Below are 22,482 nucleotides of genomic sequence, written 5' to 3'. Positions count from 1 at the left end.
ATTTAAATGCTTTATTAATCATCATTCGTTTCACTCCCATTTCGATATGGTTCTATTATACAACAAACATACATTCGGTGGGTAGTGAAGTAACAGTTTATGTATGTCGAACAATTGAGATGGCTTCCTGCCATCCCTTGTCCGAAGCCAATTCATCTCCCACCTACTCACTTCGCGTTCCTTGAGGAAGGAGTCTTCTTGGCTAAAATGATAAATGTTCCTGTTTATTTTTGTTGTGGACGTATGGATTACACTGTACCGTCTGAATTAGTTGAAGAGTATTATGTAAAATTAAGTGCTCCACATAAAAAAATCGTATGGTTTGAGAAATCTGCACATTTACCCAACTTTGAGGAAGTGGAAAAATTCTCGAACCTTTGTATATCTTTGGTTCGAAATATATAAGTTCGCTATTGATCTTTAAAAACTTGAATAACTAATTATGATCACATTTCCATTTTAAGCAAACCGGCTGCTCATATCCAAGAAAAACAAGAAATATATACTAACTTTTTATCTACAAACGGGCACTTTAATGTAGGATGGATCTAAGAAATGATCAAACAATTTTTTAAAAGAATGATTCAATTGAATATATTAAGAGCGTGTTTTGATCAATCTTTCTTCCAAACACGCTCTTTCTTTTTGTTCGATTATCAAGGTCATTAGTATTAACTTGATCAAACATTATTCCAAAGCTACACTAAAATAAACAATTTACGTTTCTATGAATCTCCGTCGTGGCAGGATAAGGATGTTGCCGGCGTAGTAGACACTGGTTTAGGATTTACTATTGATGCAAAAGTAAGTGTAGATGGTTTGTATCAATATAAAGTACACAACAGTAAAGGTAAAACATACTATGTTACTGCTAATCAAACATATGTATATGTGAGATAAGAACAATAAAAGCAGAATCCTTGAAAGGTTCTGCCTTTATTGTTTGTAATGGATTTACAGTATCTAGCGGAAATCCTATTACTATTAAATTAATATATTTGAGTATCCTCAAAACGAAAGAACATACCCAAAATTGTAACAAGAAGCATAAGATGGCCAAAACGGTCAACTTATGCTTTTTTTAGTTTACGGCCAACTTATAGGTAAAGTGACAAAAATCTTTATAGGGAGATAAAAAGCTTTTTATTTCTTGACTAATATCTTCTAGATTCCCATATATATTATCTGCGACTAAATTAATTTCCTCATTAAAATTATACAGCTGTTCATCTACATGACCGAATCCCGCACAGCAATTATTATGTATCAAATTAGATATAAATGGTTTTATTTTCAATACATTTTCTTCATTTATCATAAATTTCTCCCATAACAGTCCCAGTATAATTTTTACGGGTAATTTTTTATCATACGTTCCTTTTATGTTTTTTAATTTAGATACAATATCTACTAACTTATCATTACTGGATAAAGAAACTTCTATAATTTCAATAGAAGGACTATCTAATGTTTCAATTGTATGATCAGCCCACTCGATTACTTCAGTTTTTGAAAATAAATCAATTTGTAACCCTATCCTCAAAACCTCAGCTATTACTTTTATATTAACCACATATATAACTCCTTAGAATTTTTGATAATTATACATCACAGTAACCTAAACCTCAAAAAGGGTATTGCTAGTAGGTATTAACTACAGGGATTTTTAAACCTGAGATTCATTTACATTACTATCAAGCTAAAAAAACAAAATACCCTAAAATGATGTCTTTAGATCAAAAAAACAGTAATGCATAAAATGAACTGCACCCCAATTGTTAGACACCGTCTAACAATTGGGGTGCAGTTTTTTATTGTTTCTTATAAGTGAATTATTTATATTCCTGTCTATATAATTTAAACGAATAAATAGCTCCAACGAAGATTACCAGGGCTTCAAATAATATAAAGATTTGACGGAAATTCTCGATATCTTTACCAACTAAAGAAATAAATATGCAATTCATTAGAATTTGAGTAGAAAACATACAAGAAATAATTTTAAAATAAATACCATTTGTTCTTTCATCTGGTTTACCAATTTTTTTGTAAATAATAATAAGTGCAATTACTGAACCCAAAAATAGAAGTGCTGTAAGTCCTACAACGATATTGAAATTGCCTGTACTTTCTAACATCCATTTATTTAATAGATCAATCATTATTATCTTCCTTTCCTACATAAGAGAATATTTCGTTCTTCTTTTTCACTATAATAAAAAAAGAAAAAGGAAAACATCGAACTTTCTTACAAACATTCGTGTATTCTTACAGTTTTGTCATTTTGTAAATGTATTCATCGCCTTGCCTTTCGCTAACTGGCGGTTCAGCATGGCGAAAGCTAAAAACCCGCCGAAAATAAGAGCCAGCAAATGAAATTTATATTACCTAATGCTTAAAACTACTTCCACTTTCGATAATTATGTAAATAAGCTGTTCATATATATGGACAGCTTATTGTATTTTTTGCTTAGCCTGTTTTTTTCCAAAATGCTGGCGGTACCCCATGCCAATCAAGCTAAGAAAAGCAAATACCCCAAAATGAGAAAATGGGCATCTTCAGGTGAAAATGCGTAATTTTTTTGTTTTAGGGGCATTATAAAGCCCTCAAGTTGATGGATGTGGGGTACCGCCACAATACTATCAATATAAGCAGTATACCGTTGTATCTGTACTGGATTTATCAAAAGAGGATGCTGAAATGATACCATTGCTTCTGGCTTGTATAGCAGAGGCATTGATTCATTTCAATCCAGATTCTTTTTTAGCTAAGGATGAATCTGATCTCTTATATTGGTGTAGAAAGAACTTCAAAGGATTTCATAGTATCTCTGATGATGGATTCTTACAGGATTTTAAGCAGGTATACGAATGTTATCAAGCATTGCAGAACGTTGGGAAACAAGAGAACAATATAAAAATAAATATGTAATAGCAAGGAGAAGAGCAACGCATGTATAATATACTTAAACGTCAATATAATTACTTTATCCGAGGAGTGATTCGGATTAACGAAGAAGTACAAAGGGAATTGGACCTATTGGTTCAAAAGATTCGTGAAACTGTGTCTTCTGTCCAAAAAATCATCCTTTTTGGCTCTCATGCATATGGCACACCAAATGAAGACAGTGATTTTGATTTCTGTATTGTTGTAGAAGGTGTAGGAGCAAGAAAAAGGGAAGTCATTAATCGTATCAATTGGGGTATTTACGATGTTATGGAAACACCAGTTGATATTTTAGTGTATGGGCCAGAAGAGTTTCTAGAACGTGCTAGTCGTACCGTAACTATGGAACATAAGATTGCACTAGAAGGGAAGGTCCTATATGAGAAATACTGAGGATCTAAAAGAGTGGGTATTTATTGCAAAATCCGATTTAGATTCTGCTAGTTACTTATCTCATATGAAACCTTTCCCTACTGCAATTATTTGTTATCATAGTCAACAATGTGTGGAGAAACTTCTAAAAGGATTTCTTGCACTAAACGGTAGAACAGTCCCAAAAACTCATAACCTTTTAATGCTGCACAAATCGTGTCGGAAATTAGATGAGGAATTCTCATTGATTTTAGAACAGTGCGTGCAGCTAAATGGTTATGCTACAGATATTCGTTATCCGTATTTTGAATCACTTACTGTTCAAGATGGATTAATAACTATATAACATGCTCAAAAAGTACTGAGTTTTTATAAAGAAAAGTTAAACATGCTAAATATACATGAAATCGTAATCGATTAAAAATAGAGGATATACATAAAAGAGAGTGCCTATAAAGGGACTCTCTTTTTCTATCTAAAAAAGAGGAGGAATGCTTCATAGTAGAATGAAATGATACTTTGCTATGGGGATAACAATATAATGATGGATATTTATCAAGAGATTAAAGAGGAAATGAAAAAAATATAATTATCACACAATTGTTGTTTTGTAGGTTACAGTGGCGGTACTTTCAATTAAAGCACAAGGAATCAATCACGATGCATTTCTTTTAGTACCTGTTCGTGAAGCAGAGGAATGCCTTCTTCTCGAAACCAAGCACCTACACGTGAAAAAGTAGAAATATGAGGCACAAAAGATAAACCACAAAACTCACGAAAAAAAGGTTATCGTACAATCCGTCCCTTCTGTAGATAGTTCAGGTTACTCTTATTCTTTCAGGAGAACGAATTTCTTTATGCATGTATTTTTGAATGTTTGTGAGCTTTATAACACCATTTCTATACTTTAATATCTGAAAAATCTGTCACGAAATATTCAGAATTTTGAAGTTGCTAATTACATATGCTTCCATTTATTATAATTATTGAGCCGGCTCCAAATAATGGAAGTTTCCTGGTATAGCAAAGTAATTTTCAATGTTTATCAACTTATTTTCATAAAGCTATTTTATATCAGAATCCACTTTCATTTTATTTTATATGAAAACTAAGCAACTATAAAAGAGGGGGATTTAAAAATGGAAAAAAAATCTTTTAAAATCCGTTCAGTTAATGACAATGAACAGCTTTGGACAAAGTTAGCTGATCAAATGGAAACACTTGAAAACAGGGATGAAATGAAATGCTTCAACTGCTCAATTTGTTGTGATAATTGCTGCTTTAATTGTTGCTTCCAAATCTAATTTATACTTACAGTAAATAAACACTCGAAATACTTATACCTTTTAATAAACTTAGTTACTAAATTCATTATTTTCTGTTCTTGCCTAGCAAGAACAGAAAATAATTATACAAGGGTGATTTGATGATTATTAACAAGTATCATTTACGATATCCTTTAAACGAGGAAGTTCTAATGATTAATACCTTAACTGGTGCTGTAGATTTTTTTTCTCATGACTTAATTAATTTCATCGATACATTGTCATATAGAGATTATAAAAATTTAACTAACGAAGAGAAAGATGCTACTAAAATTTTAATTGATAGAGGTTACGTATTTAAGAACACGGAGGATCGGGACCATAGACTATGGCAGGCTAAAAATATTGTGGACGCTGGAAATGAAATGCAGTATGTTATTTGCCCTACATATACATGTAACTTTCGTTGCCCATATTGTTTTGAAAGCCATAGCCTTCATGAGAAAATAACAGCTTTAACCGAAGAACAACTCCAAGCAGTTATGCAAGCCATAGACATCTTTCATAAAGAAAGTGGTTATAAAATCGGTATGATTAACCTTTTTGGAGGCGAACCACTCCTTCCTTTTACCAAAAAAATAGTCAAACAAATCTGTGAAGAAGCTGTTAAGCGTAACTTCAAAATTGGTTGCAATACAAATGGCTATCACCTTTCTTCTTTTGTAGAGATTTTCCAAAACTACCGTGATCGACTGAGTATTATGGTTACAGTTGATGGACCGAAGAATATTCATGATCAACGACGTATTATGACGGGAGGTCAAGGTACATTTGATCAAATTCAAAAAGGTATTTGTGATTCACTTAATCATGGTATTCGTACCATTGTAAGAGTCAATATAGACCAAACAAATATTGATTATGTTCCACTTCTTGTAGACTATTACAAAAAAAACAAGTTATTTGAAAATGAAAATTTCTCAATTTCTTTTTCGCCTGTCACAGATCATACATGTAAAGGCTTAGGAGAAGATTTAATGAAGGGTTATGAAATCGTAAAAAAATTACAAAAAAATATTCCTGATTTTGAAAAATTAGAAAAACAAAAATCTCTTAACTTCGGAGCTGATATGTACCGTTTCTTTAAACCAATTATGCAGTTAGATTCAGAATTAAAAAATAAAATTGAAATGGTTGTTCCCAATATAGTCTATTGTGAGTCTGCTGAAGGGAAACGAGTTGTATTTGGACCTGATAACCATATATATGCTTGTCCTGATTTAGTTGGAAGATCAGAGTTCAAAATCGGCGATTATTTCCCTAAATTCTCTCGCCAAGATTGGAAGTGGGAAAAGTGGAAACAATTCAATTCCTTTACCATTCCACAATGTAAATCTTGTGCCTCATCACCTATATGTGGAGGAGGGTGTGCTGCTGAAGCTCTTATAGTTCATGGGAACTTGAATCAACCAAACTGTCCACAAACAGATAAACAGGTTTTCGAATATTTAAAAACTATTAAAGAAGAGATTTCAATATAAGGAGAGGAACTAAGCTATGATAGCAAGTACCTATAATTCAACATATAAATTATCTGATGGAAATTACGTTCTAATCAATTCACTAAGTGGCGCACTCGATGTAATTAATACAGACATAAAAAAAGTATTAGATGATATTAAGCGTAATAAAAAATTAACTCTTTATCCTGAATTAGAAGAACTTCTCTCATTTTTAACAAAACGTGGCTATCTTTTTAATGACCGTGATGAAGAATTAAATAAACTTACTATTATTCGTGATCGGATGACTGAATCTTTAGCAAATAGTAATTCCGGAGTTACATTCAACGTATGCACAACATATATGTGTAACCTTAGATGTCCTTATTGTTACCAAGGTCATGAAATACATAAAATTTCACATGCTTTAACCCCTGCTGAAGTAGACAAAATGTTCCAAGCAGTTGATAACATTTTGTCTATGGAGAATGAACGTGGTCGATTTGAGAATGCAACCCACCGCATGATGTTATATGGTGGTGAACCATTGCTTCCAACAACTCGAAAGACAGTTGAACAAGTTGTTAAACGTGGAATAGAAGAATACGGTTTTCGTATGTACGCCATTACAAATGGTACATTCTTGCATGAATTCTTAGATTTTCTAGAGCCTTACAAAGAGAACTGGGATTATTTTCAAATTTCTATTGATGGACCGAAACATATTCATGATCAACGACGTATTACAGCTGGTGGCACAGGAACATTCGATCGAATTGCTGCTAATATTTCACTGGCATTAGAGCGTGGTTTCGCAGTAGGCTTACGTACTAATGTGAATAAAGATAATCTTGCATATGTAAAAGAATTAGCAACCTTTATCGAAGATCAACATTGGAATACTTATCCTAATTTTGGTTGGCAGGTATCTCCTGTTACTGATCATTACGGAGATAATCTACCAAATCACCTTCCAGAGCATGAATTACTCGCCGAAATTTATAATATTTTCGGAGATTTAGAAGAATTTATGGATAAATTTAACGCAAAACTGGGTACAGACCTTAACATTCGTACTTCTAGAATCCGTCAAGCCATACGAACTTTTGACTGGGAGAAGGTAAGTGAACTTGATTCCTGCTCTTCTGTCATGCATAGTTTACCTTATTTTAAAGAATGTAGTGCGAGAGAACACCGTTTCTATGCATTTGGTGCAGAAGGTTTAATATACGCTTGTCCTGAGGCCGTAGGTAAGCCAGAAACTGCAGTGGGTTCCTTTTTTCCTGAATACAATTTAGATGCTGATAAGCATGCTATTTGGGATCAAGATATTACTGACTCCGAACAGTGTAGTAGTTGTAGTATCTCACTATTTTGTGGTGGAGGATGTGCTTATGCTAATTTAATGCGAAATGGTGCCATTAATAAACCTTACTGTAATGATTCACATCAAACCATTTCGACTTATATTAAGAAAAATGAAACTGCCTTTTTAGAACTAATTAAATAAAAAGATATAACTCCACAAATACCTTCACCATTGTGGGGTTACTTTCTCTTAAAGGATGTGATCAATTTGACAGCATCGCAAAATATCTTTCCAAAGTTAATTCCATACGAAGTTTATAATATGGATGTTTGGGAGGAGGGGCCTCGTTATTTAATAAAATTTGATAACGGATTACAATTAAAAGTCACTGAATCACTGAGAAATTTATTCAATTATATGGATGGAACCACATCCATAGGGGATATATGTACAATGGTACAAACGAATCACGATGGCAATATTACTATAAATGAGTTAACAGAACTGATAAATGAACATCTATTACCAAAAGGGGTTTTAGTTGGTTCTGAAAAAAAAGCATCTCATCACTCTGCAATTACATTTAGAATAGCAATATTCCACGCTTCTCACTTAAAAAAGGCATCCAAATATTTCGAATTCTTATTCTCTCGGGGCGTATTTGTTTTATTTAGTATTTTCTTCAGTATAAGTCTAATACATTATTTTTTTCAGGCTAATACTGAAAATATATCAAACACATTTGGATCCGTTTATAAATTTACTATTGCAATTTTACTGCTATTATTTTCCATGATTATCCATGAACTTGGTCATATAGTTGCTGCTTATCGATATAAAATACAACCTAAAGACGTCGGAATGGGTCTTTATATGATGCGGCCTGTTTTATTTGTTGATTTAAGTGATACCTGGCGATTGCCTAGACGACAAAGAGTAGTTATTGACCTGGGCGGAATTTACTTTGAATTATGGATATTTATATTATTTGAGTTGTGTTATTTTATTTCAGGATTCCAGGAATTTTTTGTAGCAAATCAATTCATACTCATTACAGTTCTATATAACTTATATCCATTTTTACAATATGACGGTTTTTGGGTTCTTACTGACATTCTAGGAATTGCAAACTTGCATACTAGAACCTTCCAATTGGTGAAAAGTGGTCTCCTGGGATACTTTTTTTTCAAGCCTGATTATCGAAAGCAATTTAATGATACAATTAAGAGGATGAACAGGCACTATAAAATAGCATTTCTTACATATGCTAGTATATATTTTTGTTCAGTCATCACTGCTATCTGGTTCATTCTTCGATATACCATCTATTTATTCACATCGCTAGATTCGTTCACATGGGGAAATGCAAAAGGTGCCATTATTGTAATAATTATAGTTTTAATTAGAACAATAGTTGTCTTTACATTAAAATTTAAAAGGGCCGGGAGGGAAAAGGATGATAAACAAACAAACCATCCTTCAAGTAGAAAAAATCAAGAAAGCTTATGAAACTGAAGCAGGAACAATTCAAATTTTAAAAGGGCTTAGCACTAAATTTTATTCTGGAGAGATTGTTAGTATTATTGGTCCTAGTGGAAGCGGAAAATCCACACTACTTGGAATACTGGGATCATTGGATACCCCTACCGAAGGACGTATTATTATTGAACGACAAGATATTACCTCCATGTCAGAAGAAAAGCTAGCTGATTTCCGTGCAAAAAAGATTGGTTTTGTTTTTCAATCGTATAATTTAGTCACAACAATGACCGCTCAAGAAAATGTTATGATGGCACTTATGTGCGCTGGAGTAAGAAGCCAAAAAGAAATGATAACAAAGTCTAGGGAAATGTTGGACCTTGTTGGGATGAAAGAACGATATCATCATTTACCAAGCCAGCTATCTGGAGGTCAACAGCAGCGTGTAGCAATTGCTCGTGCATTAGTAAATAATCCAGCCATTGTTATTGCTGATGAACCAACTGGGAACTTAGATTCCAAAACAGGAAAAAATATTTTGGACTTAATTTTTCAACTACGTGACCAACTCCAGATGACGTTTATTATTGCTACACATGATACGCATGTGGCAAAACTTTCAGATCGTGTTTTAAAAATGGAAGATGGCCTCCTCGTTCAAGAAACCTTTAACGACCATACAAAATCTAGTGAGCAAGAAGGTGGCATAACACCATGCTACTAAAATCTGCACTACGTAGTTTAGCACGTAATCGTTTAAGAACTTTTTTTACTGTGTTCAGTATTTTAATAGGAGTAGCTAGTTTCTTTTCTATGTCTATGTTGGTAGAGCTGGTTCCGCGATCTATTCACGAATCCTCTAAAATTCTTTTAGGAGGGGATGTGTCAGTTCAATCCTATTTAAAACCGATGGATCGCGAAACTCTTATTTCTTCCATTCCTAAAGAAGAACAGAAAGCGCTCACAACTTCTTTATTAGGTCAAAGTATGGTCAAATCTGATCGGAAAACAACAAGTTTAATTGTAAAGGGAATTGAAACGAACCACTATCCTTTCTTTGGTGATAATCTGTTTCCTAATATTCGTACTTTACATAAAGATGAACTACTACTCTCCAAAAATACAGCTGACCGTTTGCAAGTCAAAGTAGGAGATAGAGTTGAGATTCCTAACCGTTCTACTGGGGCAATGACCTCTTATAAAATTAGTGGTTTAGTAGAAGGTGTCCAAGAATCCTATGGCGATGCTTCGATTTTTGGAACTGCCTATTTACATTTAGATCAAGCACAGCAGCTCTTAAATGTACCTGCAGGCACAATTAATGAAGCATTAATCTTATTAAATGAAAATGTTAATATCTCTTCTTTTAAAAAGAATATTCAAAAACAATTACCACAAAGTAGTGTAATAGATGTTCAGGATAAAGAGCTAGAGAAACAGAAAGATTTACGGATGTTGTTACCATTTCTTCAGCTTTTCAGTATATTAGCTCTTGGAATTGCCGCTATTACTACTTCTAATACAATGAAAGTCATTATTGCTTCACGTACGCATGATATCGCTGTTATGAAGTCCGTAGGAATGAAAACTAAATATATTATTCGATATTTTCTATTAGAAGCATTATGGCTAGCGATTCTCGGAACAGTTGGTGGGATTGTACTCGGCTTATTAGCTAGTGTTTGGCTGACGTCCTATCTAGCAGACGTGCTTTCACTACCGCTACATTGGGGAATTTCATGGTCCGTAATTTTTACAACAATTATTGTGGGATTAATTGTAACCTTCTTAGCTTCTTGGATACCAGTAAAAAGTGGAATGCGTGTATCACCACTTCAAATGTTACGTGATACTGAGAACACAAGTGTGAATTATGCTTTACCATTTAAAAAGAAATTTCAACTTTTTATATTTACTTGTGGCATTCTTTCTATTTATGTTTACAATATAGCTTTCACAACAAATACAAATGACAACGCAGTCTTTAAGTGGTTTCTTGCTCTTTTACTTACAACTGCAGTTCTGTTATTTATTTTTACTTTTGTCCGATTTATAGGGTTTATATATTCTTTATTATTCAGATTAATTGGCGCCATGAAAAGCATAATGCCACAAAGCCTCTTTCTTGCTTTACACAACATGGCTACTACAAGTAAACGAAATGGTTTATTGGCAGTTACCTTAACTATTGGTGTTGTTTCTGTTGTCTCTAGTCATGTATTTGCAGACAATTTAATTGAGTCAGTTCAAGGTCAATTGGAAAGAGAGGCAATGGGAAATATCCTTATTACAAGTTCCATTCATGACGAAGGGAACGTTGAAAAGCAGCTACAATCTATTAAGGACATAAAAGGATCGAAAAAAGGTTATCAATTAGATGGAAGACTCCAAAATATTAACGGGGTGGACGCAGCATCTATATTCATGAAAAATATAAAAGATGATAAATTTTTTAGCTCAACTAAAATTTCAATAGAAGGGGTAGATACCCCTCTTAACTCTAGATCCTATATGATATCTGAAGGGCGTGATTTAGCTCTATCGGATGCAAAGGGGAAAAAAGCAATTCTTTTGGACAGCTATAAGAAATTAGGTGTAAAAGTCGGTGATACAGTTGACATTCAAATTGGAAATGAATTAGTAAACTGCGAAATTATAGGTTTCTTTAAATCTGGTGTAGTTAAAACCGTTGGCATCCGTATTCCAACTGAAACATTAGCTACATATGGGAAACCAAGCCGAATTACTTATTCCTTAGATAGTGATCCTAAAAAAACAAATGCTATATTAACAGAATTAAATGAAAAACTTCCTGGTTCAGCAATGGCATATTCAATTGCCGCTACAGCAATCGATAGTCTTCAGTATATTATTCAAATGCAAAGTGCTTTCTTCTCAATTGTAGCGTTGTTCGCATTTTTAACAGCTGTTCTTACAATTGGAAATCAAGTTGTCATTCGCTTAATGCAACAGACACGAGATGTTGCTATTATGAAAACAGTTGGTATGTCTTCTAGTAATTTGATGAAGTCTATCTTATTAGAAAACACGATTATCTCCCTATCGGCTGGATTAGTTGGCGCTGGAATTGCCCTAGCCTTTTCAGGCATCACTTTACGCTTCTTATTCCAAATGCCGATGAAAATAGATATGACTTGGTCCATTTTAGGCATACTTTTATCTGTTATAACAACAATAATTGTTGTATGGATAGCAGCAAAACAATCATTATCGGCTAAACCTATACACCTTTTACAAAATAAATAAAGAAAGAAAAAAGTGTATTTTGATCATCTAGTCAAAATACGCTTTTTCTATTCCTCACATATTGAAAATCATAAGTTAGCTGATGGGGGGGCAATATAAATCCAGTCTGTATTTTTCATGCGATAATCTTTTTTACTAATATCCTTTGTCTGGCCAGCGCCTTTAACAGTACCTGTTACTGCATGATCTGCGTATTTATCGTCGAACTCTTCGAGCCAATTTAATAGATATTTCTATTAAAGAACCATCCGAAAATCCAAAGTTAGTTGAGCGAAAAGTTCTCTTTATACGCAATATTGGTGTAAGTAAAATATGTCGAGGAACAGGAATAGGAGAAATATTAGTTCAAAAAGCGTTTGAGTATGCTAAAGAAATACAAGCAACAAGTGTAGAATTAAATGTCTTAGAATTTAACAAGAAGGCTATAGGATTCTACGAAAAACTAGGATTTAAAACACAGAGTCGGCAAATGGAATTTGTATTATCTAACGCTTAAAACTAATTCCTATATCGATAATCATGTAAATGAGCTAATGGTGGTTCTGGTGAGGATTTTTCGCAAACTACGCGCAGGTAGAAAAGTAGAAATGTATACTTTTCTACCTGCATTGTGTTACTTGATAAGTAGAGAAGTGGGAGAAAATCGTAATGTCAGAGTTTTCTTGTCCTCTTTTTTATATTAATCTTTAACATAAAAAGCTTTAGGACCTAGCAGAGATTTTTCTACCTATGCTAGTGTGAGAATAGGATTAGGAATTGATGGTACTGTCGGAAAAATTAGATGATTTTTACGTTACTATGACCTTCAGGATCATTTGGGCAGCAAGGTGGATACAATATATTTTTAGAAAGAAACACTCCTTTCAAAATCCATTTCGACAAAACTATAAAAATATGAAAGCGATTAAATGGATAGTGAAGCAAGAGCTGCCTCGAATCTCTATTGTAGCATTCCACCCTGAAATATGGTCTGAATAGAATGAATATTTACTCTAAACGTGAACATGTTTTATATTATAACAATCTAAAAAAATGTATTGAATCCTATGCCAATGTAAAACGAACGGAAGAAGAGATCAAACATATCTATCAAACTATATTGCGAGCGAACATTATCAATAAGATTATTGAAAAGAAACATGTGAAATATTTACACAATAAGTTTGCTAAACAATAAGAAACGGAGGAAGAGACATGTTATGTTGTAATAGGGTTTATCGGAAGCTCTGTAGTAGCTGTTTGCCTTAACATGAAGTATTATAAGTTAAAAATGATTCCTAAATTTGGTGATGGAAAAATCGATTAGAAATTTTCTTAAATAATAAAGTCCATTTCAATTGAAATGGACTTTATTATTTAAAGAAGTTTAGTTGAATGCGGTTCTATTTGGTTAATAAAACATTTTTATTGAACAAAAAAACTTGATTAAAGATTGAATTTTCTCAATAATAAGTCTAAATTTTATAAAAATGTTATATAATCCCATGGGATAAAATGTATGTTATATTCGTATTGTAATATATAAAATTAAGAGGGGGATTTGTAGTGGGAAAATTTAGAAAAACAATAGGTGTTGCGTTAGTAAGTGGAATAGTAATTAGTGGATTGGGGGGGATTGGTATAACTCAAGCAAATGCCGATGAAATGATAGCGCATTCATACGTGAAGGCATTCCAAGCGGAACCAATTAAAAAAGGGATTGGTGGCCGAGCAATCTTAAATAGTACAGGTTCAGTTTTAACTACAAAAGTAACATTACCAGAAATCAAAAACAGTAATGGAACACGTAAAGCGACAGGTGGTGAACTTTATATTTATTCTGGTTTTTCTGGTCCAGTGGAATCAGATATTGGATTTTTGTATAGTGAAACATATAATGTTTGGAAACCCTATATGAAAGTAGGCGACGATAAATACCCCATTTATATTGAGGGGAAAGATGAGTTTACGAACTTGAATGGCTTTAAACCAGGAACTGAAGTTCAACTTACGATTTATAAGAACTTAAATGGCAACACTAGGGCAACCTACTGGGGAACAAACGGAAAAGGCTATACAGGAAGATTAATTTCTGAAATCAAGAATACTAATATTAGTAAAGTTAACAATTGGAAAGCGTTATCTACAATTGCAGTAAAAGATGACAGTCAAACGAAAAATATTAAAGTAAATACCCAATATAGAGCTACATTTAGTGATATTTTAATAGATAACAAGCCTATTAATCCTATTAGTAATGCTACTGAATTTGCAAAGATCTATACAAATAATAATAAAGTATCAATTGATATCATTGAGAAAAAGTAGTTATTAAATTATTAATTAGATATTTATCTACTACATTATGAATTTAACCTGTCAATACAAATTACACAGCAGTATAGGCAAAGCATACTATGTCACTGCTAATCAAGCATATGTATATGTGAGATAAAATCAATAAAAGCAGAATCCTCCCAAGGTTCTGCCTTTATTGATTATAATTAAATCCTATTACCTCGTATAAACCCTCATATGGTTTTTACTTCAATTAACTCCAACATCTATTTAATTTATCTTCATATGAAATTCTCTACGAAATGATACAACCATTGATAGTGCATTCCTAAGTCGAGGATTATTTATTCTAATTTTGTAAAGTTAACATTCAGAATAATCAATCTATTATTTAGAAATGTCAGAATTGAAGGTGTCATCCATATAAACGGAATATTCTGGTAGAATTAAATGGATATACATAATATGGGTGAGGGGGATTTATATGTCGGTAATTATGGGTAGCGAACAAGTTACAAAGTTATTGAATAATTGGTATATTGAAATTCGTTCAAGAAACATTTCTAAAGCACACCGTATGAAAGAGCAAATTGATAGTCTGATCCAGGAATTAAAAGAGGATGAATGGGATTCATTAGAAGCTAAGAAGTTACTACTATATTATTCTCTTCTCGAGTTTCGATATAGTTATTTAGTTGATAATGTAAGCTTATCTGAACAAAGCTTTGAAAAGATAGAGACTTTCGAAATACCAGAGGATGAGCTTTTATCTTATTATTATCATTTTTTTAAAGCTATTCATAGGAGTGTAACAGGCAAATATAATGAAGCGAGCGAATATTTTGATAAGGCAGAAGTTTTTTTGAAGAATATACCTGATGAATTGGAAAAGGCTGAATTCTATTACAAATTAGGTTCGTTTTATTATGATATATTTCAAGGACTTTTAGCAATTAAGTATGTTAGTAAGGCACAAGAGATTTACCGTAAATTTAATGGATGTGAAACAAACATTGCTTTTTGTGAAAATCTATTAGGTTTGGCTTGTACCCATTTAAAGGAGTGGGGACTAGCTGAAGAACATTTTGCGGCCGCAATGAATCAATTTCAAAAGATTGATGAAGACTATTATATTTTAATGGCTAGACACAACTTTGGTTTATTATATGCAAGTCAAAATCTTTCTGAATTAGCAATTCGTTATCTTTCTGAAGTGGTTGAGAAGAAGCCTAACCATTATAAAGCTATCCTTGTTAAAGCGAAGGAGCATTATAAACTTAAGGAACATGATATAGCAGGGGAACTTATTGAAAAGGGATTGCAAATCTGTAATGAATTGAAACATGAGGAATATCAGCATCGTTTTATGATTTTAAAAGCGCTGAATGGAGATGTTCCTGCTGAAAAGTTTGAAAAAGTAGTATTAGCAGGAGTTGAGTATTTTGAGAGAGAAGAGTTATACATGTATATGCAAGAGTCTATGGAAGAGTTAGCGATTAAGTTTTATCAAGAAGATAATCACTCTAATGCTAGTAAGTATTTTTATTTGAGTACACAGGCAAGAAAAAAAGCAGTTGATAAGGAGGCTTTGAAATGAAAAAAGCAATGACTATTTTAATGGGAATAATAACGGTATTAACTTTAACATTGGGTGTGCAAACATCTGTAGAAAAACAACATAATACGGAGTTTACAAGATTTGCAGATGGAGATCATCACTAAAAGCACCTTGTTATAATTTAATTGAAATGAGTTTGGAAAATAAAAAGTTGTAGCTTCAATGAAAACGAAACTACAACTTTTTATTTTGTATAATTTTTATATGGGAGAGATACTGGGTAAGAATAGAGATGTTTTAATAGATTTGTTTTATTTTAAAATTAGTTTGAATGAAGGGGGTAATTTGCTAAAGTCACTATGTTGTTCATTTCCTTCTTGGTTCATACTTGCTTGATAAGAGGAAAATCCTTTATACGTTTTTCTTTTCCATTGCCACAAACCATTACTTTGATCAAAATCACCATAGTAATGATTGTAATCAAGTTGGTTTCCGGTGTTTTTATTAAAATTATTGCTAATAAAAATACTGCTATTACTTGCATAGATGTGGTTATTGGTAATTACATTGTTGCGGGTATCGTAATTTAATTCGATTTGTCCACTCTCTTGATCTTTTGTGTCATTTTTATAAATAATATTGTTCGTAATCGTGTTATTTTCGGCATATCCTTGCTGACTGTCATATCCACCAATTGCAATGCCGCTCATTATATTATTGGATATTGTATTGTCTCTAACTGTAATTTGACTTGCACTTTTTCCTGCATGTTCGCTAGCTACTTCAATACCGAGGTCGTTTTCATAGCTTTGATTTTGCTCAATGATAATTGCCTTCCCGCCATCCACGTAAATACCATCAGCTGAATATTCATTATAACTAGTATTATTGAAAGATGAATTGTGATGAACGATATTGTTACGAACAATTCCATTCCGTGCTTGATCTAAAGCAGCTGCTGGAGACACTCCTTCATGTCCAATAAGAACAATACCGATGTTGTTGTTATCATGTACTTTGTTATTGGTAACCTCAAAATTATCTACATTCCCATTCACAGCAATTGCTTCACTCAATCCTAATTTCAAATTTGCTACTTCGTTATTATCAATGACAATATGATTTAAATTATTTTGTGCACTTGATGAAGTGCCATAGACAGCAATACCGTGTGCGTTTCCATCCCTTACATTCGTTTCAATGTGATGGATATAATTATTTCTAATATCAATGTAACTCCCTGATCCGGTGATATAAATACCAATAGGGGTTTCACTAACTTTTGTTGATTTTAAATTGCGAAATTCTAATCCTTTTACTTGAATATAATTTTTGTCCTCTATTGTAAATAATCCATCATCCTCTAACTTGACTGTAGATCCATCGAGAATTACTTTTTCATCCTGGTAATTTTGAAAAGTAATTGGTGCTCCTGAGGCTCCAGAATGAGTTACATGTACTTTTTGGTTATAAACCCCGCCTCTTATGTAGATTGTACTTCCTTCTTTGGCGACGTTAGCAGCTTTTTGAATAGTAGCGAAAGGTTGATCTAATGTGCCAGGGTTGAGGTCACTTCCTGCCGGAGATACATAGTAATCAGTTCCAGGTGTAACATTGTTATTGGATTGTGCAAAGGCTGGGGCAGGGAGTGTAAAAATTAACATACTTAATGAAAGTATTGAGATAAAACAAGACTTTTTTAATGATGGAATTATTGCTTGATATTTCATTGTTATTCTCCTCCTTTTTAATGCATTCCTTCTCAACTATATAGTTGAAACTGACGATTTATATCTTGTACTAATAAAAATATTTACTCGAGATTCTGGGTGGATTTGGTACACTAATGATTAGCGAAAAAGGTAAGGGAGTGCTAGAACCTTTAATAGACGCTAATATTGAATCCGTACCTTTTGTATGCAAATCAGCTGATGGGAAAGCAATCTTCAAAAAACGATTATGGTTAAAGTAGTTGTAAATATAATTAATCTTGATGCCAATTATCTTCGTAAATTAATGAGAGAGGATAGAATCTTATCTAAATTCATGCAAGATGACAGTACCTAGAACGAAACAAAGCCAGTAAAGAGGGTATTTTATATTGAGCAAGAAAAAGTATCCAAGTATAGATTTTGAAGAAGTACCAAGTATGATTGAACGTTTAGGAGGCGAAAGCGAACTGTATATATTCCGCACACAAGTTCACAAATGGGAACGTAATCAATATATGTCTCTATACTAAGAGTCTCAAACCCTTGACGCACAACGTGTTGAGGTTTATTTATTTTGTGGGTAAAACACTTTTATTTGAAAGAAGAGTAATTCATCCACAAAACATTCACAAAAATATTTTGATAAGGCTGCTTTGACACTCCCACCCCTAAAAGGGAAAGCTGAATAACGTCAGTAGGATTCTTGCTACCAAAGACGAAGTCCATTTCTCGTATTGCTGACGTACAAGATTGTGGTATGCCTTCAGCACTCTCACGACAGACCGTTTAGGTTCGTGAGCTACGGTACTATCACCATACGGTACAGACCGTTGTGTCCATATGTTTTAGCGTCTTGTTCTTGACGACACATATCATTTTACCGATAGCATGAATTCGGCTATCGAACTCCATATGATATATTGTTCAAGTGAAGTGTTTGTGTAGCGACATGTCTTATAAAGCAATTGCCCTGGTGCATAGTAACATTGCAAAAAGAGGGGCAAAAGGTGGTTATGTTGTATCGACAGGTGGCTTTTCGAAAAATGCAAGGCTGTATGCTGAAGAACTAAATGTACAGTTAATTAATGGATCGAGAGTGGCTGAAATGTATATGGAATCTATTGAAGGACATCCGTTACCTCGATACGTGCTAAACCTTGCTAGTAATTAATCAGCAGGGTCTTTTTCTTGTACCTCGTATAAGTCATTGACCCTACAATCGAATATTTTTGCTAACTCAAATGCTTGTCTACTAGAGGATAAGACTTACCAGTTACATAATTACTCATTTGATGTTGGCTTATATTTAATTTCTGTGGAATCCACTTTCCTTTTAACCCATTGCTTTTTAATAATTCTCCAATGTTACTCTTCAAAATGATCATTATCATCACCTGTTGAGTTATTCCATATTGTAAGGTAAATCACCTTCCAAATAAAATTTGTATAGATAAGCAAAACTCCTTTTTCCAGGCCATATGCCTAAATCAAGACCACGAGAAATACCAAGTGGAATCAGGGACAATAATAAGGGAGAGGGAGCACATGAGTTGACAATATTCACATTGTAATGAAAAAGACCTCTATTTTACTGTAAAGTAATAGAAGTCTTTTATTCGAATGTTTCTCTTTGTTCAATTTTATAATTGTATTTTAGTAACTTTTTTCGTCTTTGGATTTACAGCAAACCATCCTAATGTAGCCGTATGATCGGGATGATCTTCATACACTTGGATAACAAAATTACCATTCTCATCGTCGTTATTATATTGTACTACTACATCTGATGAAAAATTAAATTGTCGTCGTACAAGGTCTTCAGCTTCGTGTTCAGTTATTTCACCTGTATCTGCGACTGTGTCTTGTTGTTTCTTAGTTTCTTCTTTTGTTTTTTGTTGTTCTTGTTCCGCTTTTTTCTTTTCTTGCGCAGCTTGTTCTTTTTCTGTTTTCTCTTTTCTTACTTTTTCCAGTTCATCTTCATGTTGTTTCTTCGCTGTAATTGCTTCATTCATTAATGTTGTTGCTTCACTTACAAGTTGTGGTGATTCTTTTCTATCAGCTATTGTTTTGAAAGCTTGATAGGCTTCATCATATTTTTGTTGGCTTAATAAATCTTTCCCCGATTGAATTTCTTTCTTTGTTGCTTCTGTTTGTTCTTGAGAACTCTTAGCCGTTTTGATGATTTTATCTGCTTGTTCTTTTGCAGATTTGAATATTGTATCATCCGTTTTTTCTTTCGTAACTTTTTCAGCATTTGCAATTGCCACTTCGTATTTTTCTTCTTTTAATGCAGTAGCGCTGTCTTTCATATCATTTGCTAATCGAATGTATTTCTGAATTTCGTCTGTTGATTTATCCTTAGCAGCTTTTTCGAAAGAGTTAACAGCATCTGCATATTCACCTTTTTCTATTGCCTTTTTCCCTGAATTAACTTGCTCATCATACACTTTTGAGCTGCACCCACCTGCTACAATTAACAAACCTAAAACTGCTGCCATAACTTTTTTCACAACAATTACCCCCTCCGCAATCTATATTTTAATTTATTTGGATATATATATCAACGAGAGAAACTCCATTTCTTCGAGATATAAAATTGTGAATGTGTTGGAGTAGTAGGTCTTTTATAGGTAATATCGCATGTCAATTAATCTAAGATTCTGAAGTAGCGCCGAAGTGTGTAATTAGTTGTTATTTTCGTTTTGAGGTGAACATCGTGAAAAGTTTTGGTATGTTAGTAATCTCTACCGTCCTTTCAGCGGTCCTATTATAGTTTAATGTCGATTCTTTTTATAATAAATTTAACTCAGGAATATATATTACTGGGTTAAATCAGCTCTTTTTGAATAGGAAATAGCATAAATATATGTATAAAGGAAGGTAATGTTGAAGCAGTGTGAAGTGGTTAAGAAGATTGGTGATATTTTAGTTGTTAAGGTATATGCAGGTAATGAAGAATCTTTTACTTACTGTTTGACTAGATCCCTTTACCTCTATATAAATCCCATTTCCATCAAATTAATATTTTCGAGTATCCTCAAAACGAAAGTACATACCAAAATCCTTATAGGGAGATAAAAAGCTTTTCATTTCTTGACTAATATCTTCTAGATTCCCATATATATTATCTGAGGCTAAATTAATTTCTTCATTAAAATTATACAGCTGTTCATCTACATAATCGAATCCCTCACAGCAATTATTATGTATTAATTTAGATATAAATGGTTTTATTTTCAATACATTTTCTTCATTTATCATAAATTTCTCCCATAGCAGTCCCAGTATAATTTTTACGGGTAATTTTTTATTATACGTTCCTTTTATGTTTTTTAATTTAGATACAATATCAACTGACTTATCATTACTAGATAAAGAAACTTCTATAATTTCAATAGAAGGACTATCTAATGTTTCAATTGTATGATCTGCCCACTCAATTACTTCAGTTTTTGAAAATAAACCAATCTGGAACCCTACCCTAAAAACTTCAGCTATTATTTTTATATTAACCATATATATAACTCCTTAGATTTTTTGATAATTATACATCACAGTAACTTAAACCTCAAAAAGGGTATTGATATTTGGATAAAAGCTAAAAACTAAGATAGAAATTTCCCTGGAGAATAAATTATATTTTAATATAGAAAGAATTTAACTATAAGTACTATGTTTTAATATTCAAATTATATTTTATCAATTATTTCTATCTTGCCACACACAATTAATTACAATATATTAGTAGAAACTTACAAAGGAGGATATAAAATGGAAATTAGTATTAAAAAATTAGATCAAACAATAGATCATGGTGAGAGTATTAAAGAAATTATAGAATTATGGAATCTAAATGTAATAGAAACTGCAGACTGTGAATTAGATGAAAGTAATAAAAAAGGGATTGAAGAACAATTAGTGGAATTGATTCAATCAAGATATGGTGCAGTTTTTGTAGTAATGGATGAAAATGATAATCTAATTGGTTATGGAATAGGCTCAATAAAGCAAGATCTTGTTACGGATATGTTATATGGTCAAATAGAAGAAGTCTATGTAAAGTCAGAATATAGAAGGCAGCAAATTGCTCAAAATTTAGTAGAAAATCTGAGCAATTGGTTGAATCAAGAAAATGTCTCTTTGATTCATGTCTATGTTGACTTAGATAATAAATTAGCATTAAATTTTTGGGAGAATACAGGTTTCGAAAAGGAATTTTTCCTTTTATCTAATAGCTAATCTTATAGTATGAAAGATTAATGAAAAAAAGATGACTATAATAGCCTCATGCTACTATAGTCATCTTTTTTTATTTAGAAGAAAGTAAAGGTTTAAAATCATCATTTAGAAAAATAAGATTGAATATTTAAATTATTCAAAAATCATACTTAGTTGCCAAGGGATGGAATTGCAATTACATAAATTACTTATATTTACATAAAAGTATTCTGCATTTAAAAATGGATTTTCAATGTATTTTTTAGGATATATTTACATTTTTATCAATAGTAAACAAATAATTCAGATAAGTAATAAATATACTCAATGGCGTTTATTTATATTAAATTTGAATTATTTTCTGAATAAAAATACATTCATTTGTAGAATTTTGATGTTAAATGTAAAAAAAAGTAGTTTCTTGAGAGGTTTACATTCTAATTTCTAGTGTATAGACTTCAACTTAACTAATTGGAAAGGAGGGAGAGAAGAAAATGAGAAAATTAGAAGCAGGGAAAGTAAAAGCATATGGGTCATTTATGGCAGTAACATTAGCAAAGAAAAGTAAACCAGGTG

General features: G+C 32.5%; 19 protein-coding genes and 7 pseudogenes. 20 read left to right on the top strand and 6 right to left on the bottom strand.

Annotated features, from left to right (window positions below; all coding sequences use genetic code 11):
• Window positions 1-198 precede the first annotated feature (198 nt).
• Window positions 199-405: a hypothetical protein gene (locus ACQKNR_RS25525; protein WP_427321747.1), complete on the top strand. Its 207-nt coding sequence runs from the start codon at window positions 199-201 to the stop codon at window positions 403-405.
• Between the two features lie 297 nt (window positions 406-702).
• Window positions 703-900, top strand: a pseudogene (locus ACQKNR_RS25520) (N-acetylmuramoyl-L-alanine amidase); the annotation flags it as partial.
• A 181-nt stretch (window positions 901-1,081) separates the two neighbouring features.
• On the opposite strand, the gene ACQKNR_RS25515 reads toward ACQKNR_RS25520, so the two are convergent.
• Window positions 1,082-1,573 carry a hypothetical protein gene (locus ACQKNR_RS25515; RefSeq protein ID WP_427321745.1) on the bottom strand — a complete coding sequence of 164 codons (492 nt, stop codon included), beginning with the start codon at window positions 1,571-1,573 and terminating at the stop codon, window positions 1,082-1,084.
• A 259-nt stretch (window positions 1,574-1,832) separates the two neighbouring features.
• The gene (locus ACQKNR_RS25510) at window positions 1,833-2,162 is read right to left on the bottom strand and encodes a hypothetical protein (RefSeq protein WP_025149417.1); all 330 of its coding nucleotides are present in this window, start codon (window positions 2,160-2,162) and stop codon (window positions 1,833-1,835) included.
• Window positions 2,163-2,620: 458 nt separating this feature from the next.
• Here ACQKNR_RS25510 and ACQKNR_RS25505 point away from each other — a divergent pair.
• The 3 genes and pseudogenes from ACQKNR_RS25505 to ACQKNR_RS25495 form a co-directional block, all read left to right on the top strand.
• Window positions 2,621-2,932: pseudogene (locus ACQKNR_RS25505) on the top strand (hypothetical protein); the annotation flags it as partial.
• A gap of 21 nt (window positions 2,933-2,953) precedes the next feature.
• On the top strand, window positions 2,954-3,340 hold the full coding sequence (locus tag ACQKNR_RS25500) for a nucleotidyltransferase domain-containing protein (protein WP_427321743.1): 387 nt from the start codon (window positions 2,954-2,956) through the stop codon (window positions 3,338-3,340).
• A pseudogene (locus ACQKNR_RS25495) lies at window positions 3,327-3,740 on the top strand (HEPN domain-containing protein). The gene ACQKNR_RS25500 and the pseudogene ACQKNR_RS25495 overlap by 14 nt, the downstream one beginning before the upstream one ends.
• 201 nt (window positions 3,741-3,941) lie before the next feature.
• Here ACQKNR_RS25495 and ACQKNR_RS25490 read toward each other — a convergent pair.
• Window positions 3,942-4,105 (bottom strand): annotated as a pseudogene (locus ACQKNR_RS25490) (ISNCY family transposase); the annotation flags it as partial.
• A gap of 353 nt (window positions 4,106-4,458) precedes the next feature.
• Between ACQKNR_RS25490 and ACQKNR_RS25485 the strand changes: the two are divergent.
• From ACQKNR_RS25485 to ACQKNR_RS25435, 11 genes and pseudogenes are all read left to right on the top strand, one after another.
• Window positions 4,459-4,623, top strand: coding sequence for a hypothetical protein (locus ACQKNR_RS25485; protein WP_000412664.1), 165 nt, complete (start codon window positions 4,459-4,461; stop codon window positions 4,621-4,623).
• Between the two features lie 173 nt (window positions 4,624-4,796).
• Window positions 4,797-6,125 (top strand): radical SAM protein, encoded by a 1,329-nt coding sequence (locus ACQKNR_RS25480; protein ID WP_427321741.1) that lies wholly within the window; start codon window positions 4,797-4,799, stop codon window positions 6,123-6,125.
• Window positions 6,126-6,141: 16 nt separating this feature from the next.
• Entirely contained in the window at window positions 6,142-7,596 is a 1,455-nt protein-coding gene (locus tag ACQKNR_RS25475; protein ID WP_427321739.1) for a radical SAM protein, read from the top strand.
• 66 nt (window positions 7,597-7,662) lie between these two features.
• The gene (locus ACQKNR_RS25470) at window positions 7,663-8,904 is read left to right on the top strand and encodes a peptidase (RefSeq protein WP_427321737.1); all 1,242 of its coding nucleotides are present in this window, start codon (window positions 7,663-7,665) and stop codon (window positions 8,902-8,904) included.
• Window positions 8,852-9,598: an ABC transporter ATP-binding protein gene (locus tag ACQKNR_RS25465; RefSeq protein ID WP_427321735.1), complete on the top strand. Its 747-nt coding sequence runs from the start codon at window positions 8,852-8,854 to the stop codon at window positions 9,596-9,598. Before ACQKNR_RS25470 ends, ACQKNR_RS25465 begins: the two co-directional genes overlap by 53 nt.
• Window positions 9,589-12,141, top strand: coding sequence for an ABC transporter permease (locus tag ACQKNR_RS25460; RefSeq protein ID WP_427321733.1), 2,553 nt, complete (start codon window positions 9,589-9,591; stop codon window positions 12,139-12,141). Before ACQKNR_RS25465 ends, ACQKNR_RS25460 begins: the two co-directional genes overlap by 10 nt.
• 223 nt (window positions 12,142-12,364) lie before the next feature.
• A pseudogene (locus tag ACQKNR_RS25455) lies at window positions 12,365-12,637 on the top strand (GNAT family N-acetyltransferase); the annotation flags it as partial.
• 323 nt (window positions 12,638-12,960) lie between these two features.
• Window positions 12,961-13,318 (top strand): annotated as a pseudogene (locus ACQKNR_RS25450) (nuclease-related domain-containing protein); the annotation flags it as partial.
• A 368-nt stretch (window positions 13,319-13,686) separates the two neighbouring features.
• Complete coding sequence (locus ACQKNR_RS25445) at window positions 13,687-14,448, top strand: YrpD family protein (protein WP_427321731.1); 762 nt, start codon at window positions 13,687-13,689, stop codon at window positions 14,446-14,448.
• A gap of 454 nt (window positions 14,449-14,902) precedes the next feature.
• Entirely contained in the window at window positions 14,903-16,015 is a 1,113-nt protein-coding gene (locus ACQKNR_RS25440; protein ID WP_427321730.1) for a tetratricopeptide repeat protein, read from the top strand.
• On the top strand, window positions 16,012-16,140 hold the full coding sequence (locus ACQKNR_RS25435) for a hypothetical protein (RefSeq protein ID WP_427321728.1): 129 nt from the start codon (window positions 16,012-16,014) through the stop codon (window positions 16,138-16,140). The genes ACQKNR_RS25440 and ACQKNR_RS25435 overlap by 4 nt, the downstream gene beginning before the upstream one ends.
• Before the next feature lie 147 nt (window positions 16,141-16,287).
• On the opposite strand, the gene ACQKNR_RS25430 is transcribed toward ACQKNR_RS25435, so the two are convergent.
• Complete coding sequence (locus ACQKNR_RS25430; RefSeq protein ID WP_427321726.1) at window positions 16,288-17,706, bottom strand: right-handed parallel beta-helix repeat-containing protein; 1,419 nt, start codon at window positions 17,704-17,706, stop codon at window positions 16,288-16,290.
• Window positions 17,707-18,077: 371 nt separating this feature from the next.
• Here ACQKNR_RS25430 and ACQKNR_RS25425 point away from each other — a divergent pair, with 371 nt between their 5' ends.
• The gene (locus tag ACQKNR_RS25425; protein WP_427321724.1) at window positions 18,078-18,218 is read left to right on the top strand and encodes a hypothetical protein; all 141 of its coding nucleotides are present in this window, start codon (window positions 18,078-18,080) and stop codon (window positions 18,216-18,218) included.
• A gap of 386 nt (window positions 18,219-18,604) precedes the next feature.
• Window positions 18,605-18,859 (top strand): annotated as a pseudogene (locus ACQKNR_RS25420) (restriction endonuclease); the annotation flags it as partial.
• Window positions 18,860-19,328: 469 nt separating this feature from the next.
• Here ACQKNR_RS25420 and ACQKNR_RS25415 read toward each other — a convergent pair.
• Together ACQKNR_RS25415 and ACQKNR_RS25410 are read right to left on the bottom strand one after the other, a co-directional pair.
• Window positions 19,329-20,198 (bottom strand): hypothetical protein, encoded by an 870-nt coding sequence (locus ACQKNR_RS25415; RefSeq protein ID WP_427321722.1) that lies wholly within the window; start codon window positions 20,196-20,198, stop codon window positions 19,329-19,331.
• Between the two features lie 508 nt (window positions 20,199-20,706).
• Window positions 20,707-21,204, bottom strand: a complete 498-nt coding sequence (locus ACQKNR_RS25410) for a hypothetical protein (protein WP_427321720.1) — start codon at window positions 21,202-21,204, stop codon at window positions 20,707-20,709.
• A 255-nt stretch (window positions 21,205-21,459) separates the two neighbouring features.
• Here ACQKNR_RS25410 and ACQKNR_RS25405 point away from each other — a divergent pair, with 255 nt between their 5' ends.
• Both ACQKNR_RS25405 and ACQKNR_RS25400 read left to right on the top strand, forming a co-directional pair.
• Window positions 21,460-21,927, top strand: a complete 468-nt coding sequence (locus tag ACQKNR_RS25405) for a GNAT family N-acetyltransferase (RefSeq protein ID WP_427321718.1) — start codon at window positions 21,460-21,462, stop codon at window positions 21,925-21,927.
• Window positions 21,928-22,400: 473 nt separating this feature from the next.
• A partial coding sequence (locus ACQKNR_RS25400) for a lariocidin family lasso peptide (protein ID WP_427321751.1) occupies window positions 22,401-22,482 on the top strand: 82 nt, incomplete at its 3' end.

The organism is Bacillus sp. NPDC094077, from assembly GCF_050279465.1.
In the GTDB taxonomy this organism is placed as follows: Bacteria; Bacillota; Bacilli; order Bacillales; family Bacillaceae_G; genus Bacillus_A.
This window is presented reverse-complemented; position numbering and strand designations above follow the sequence as displayed.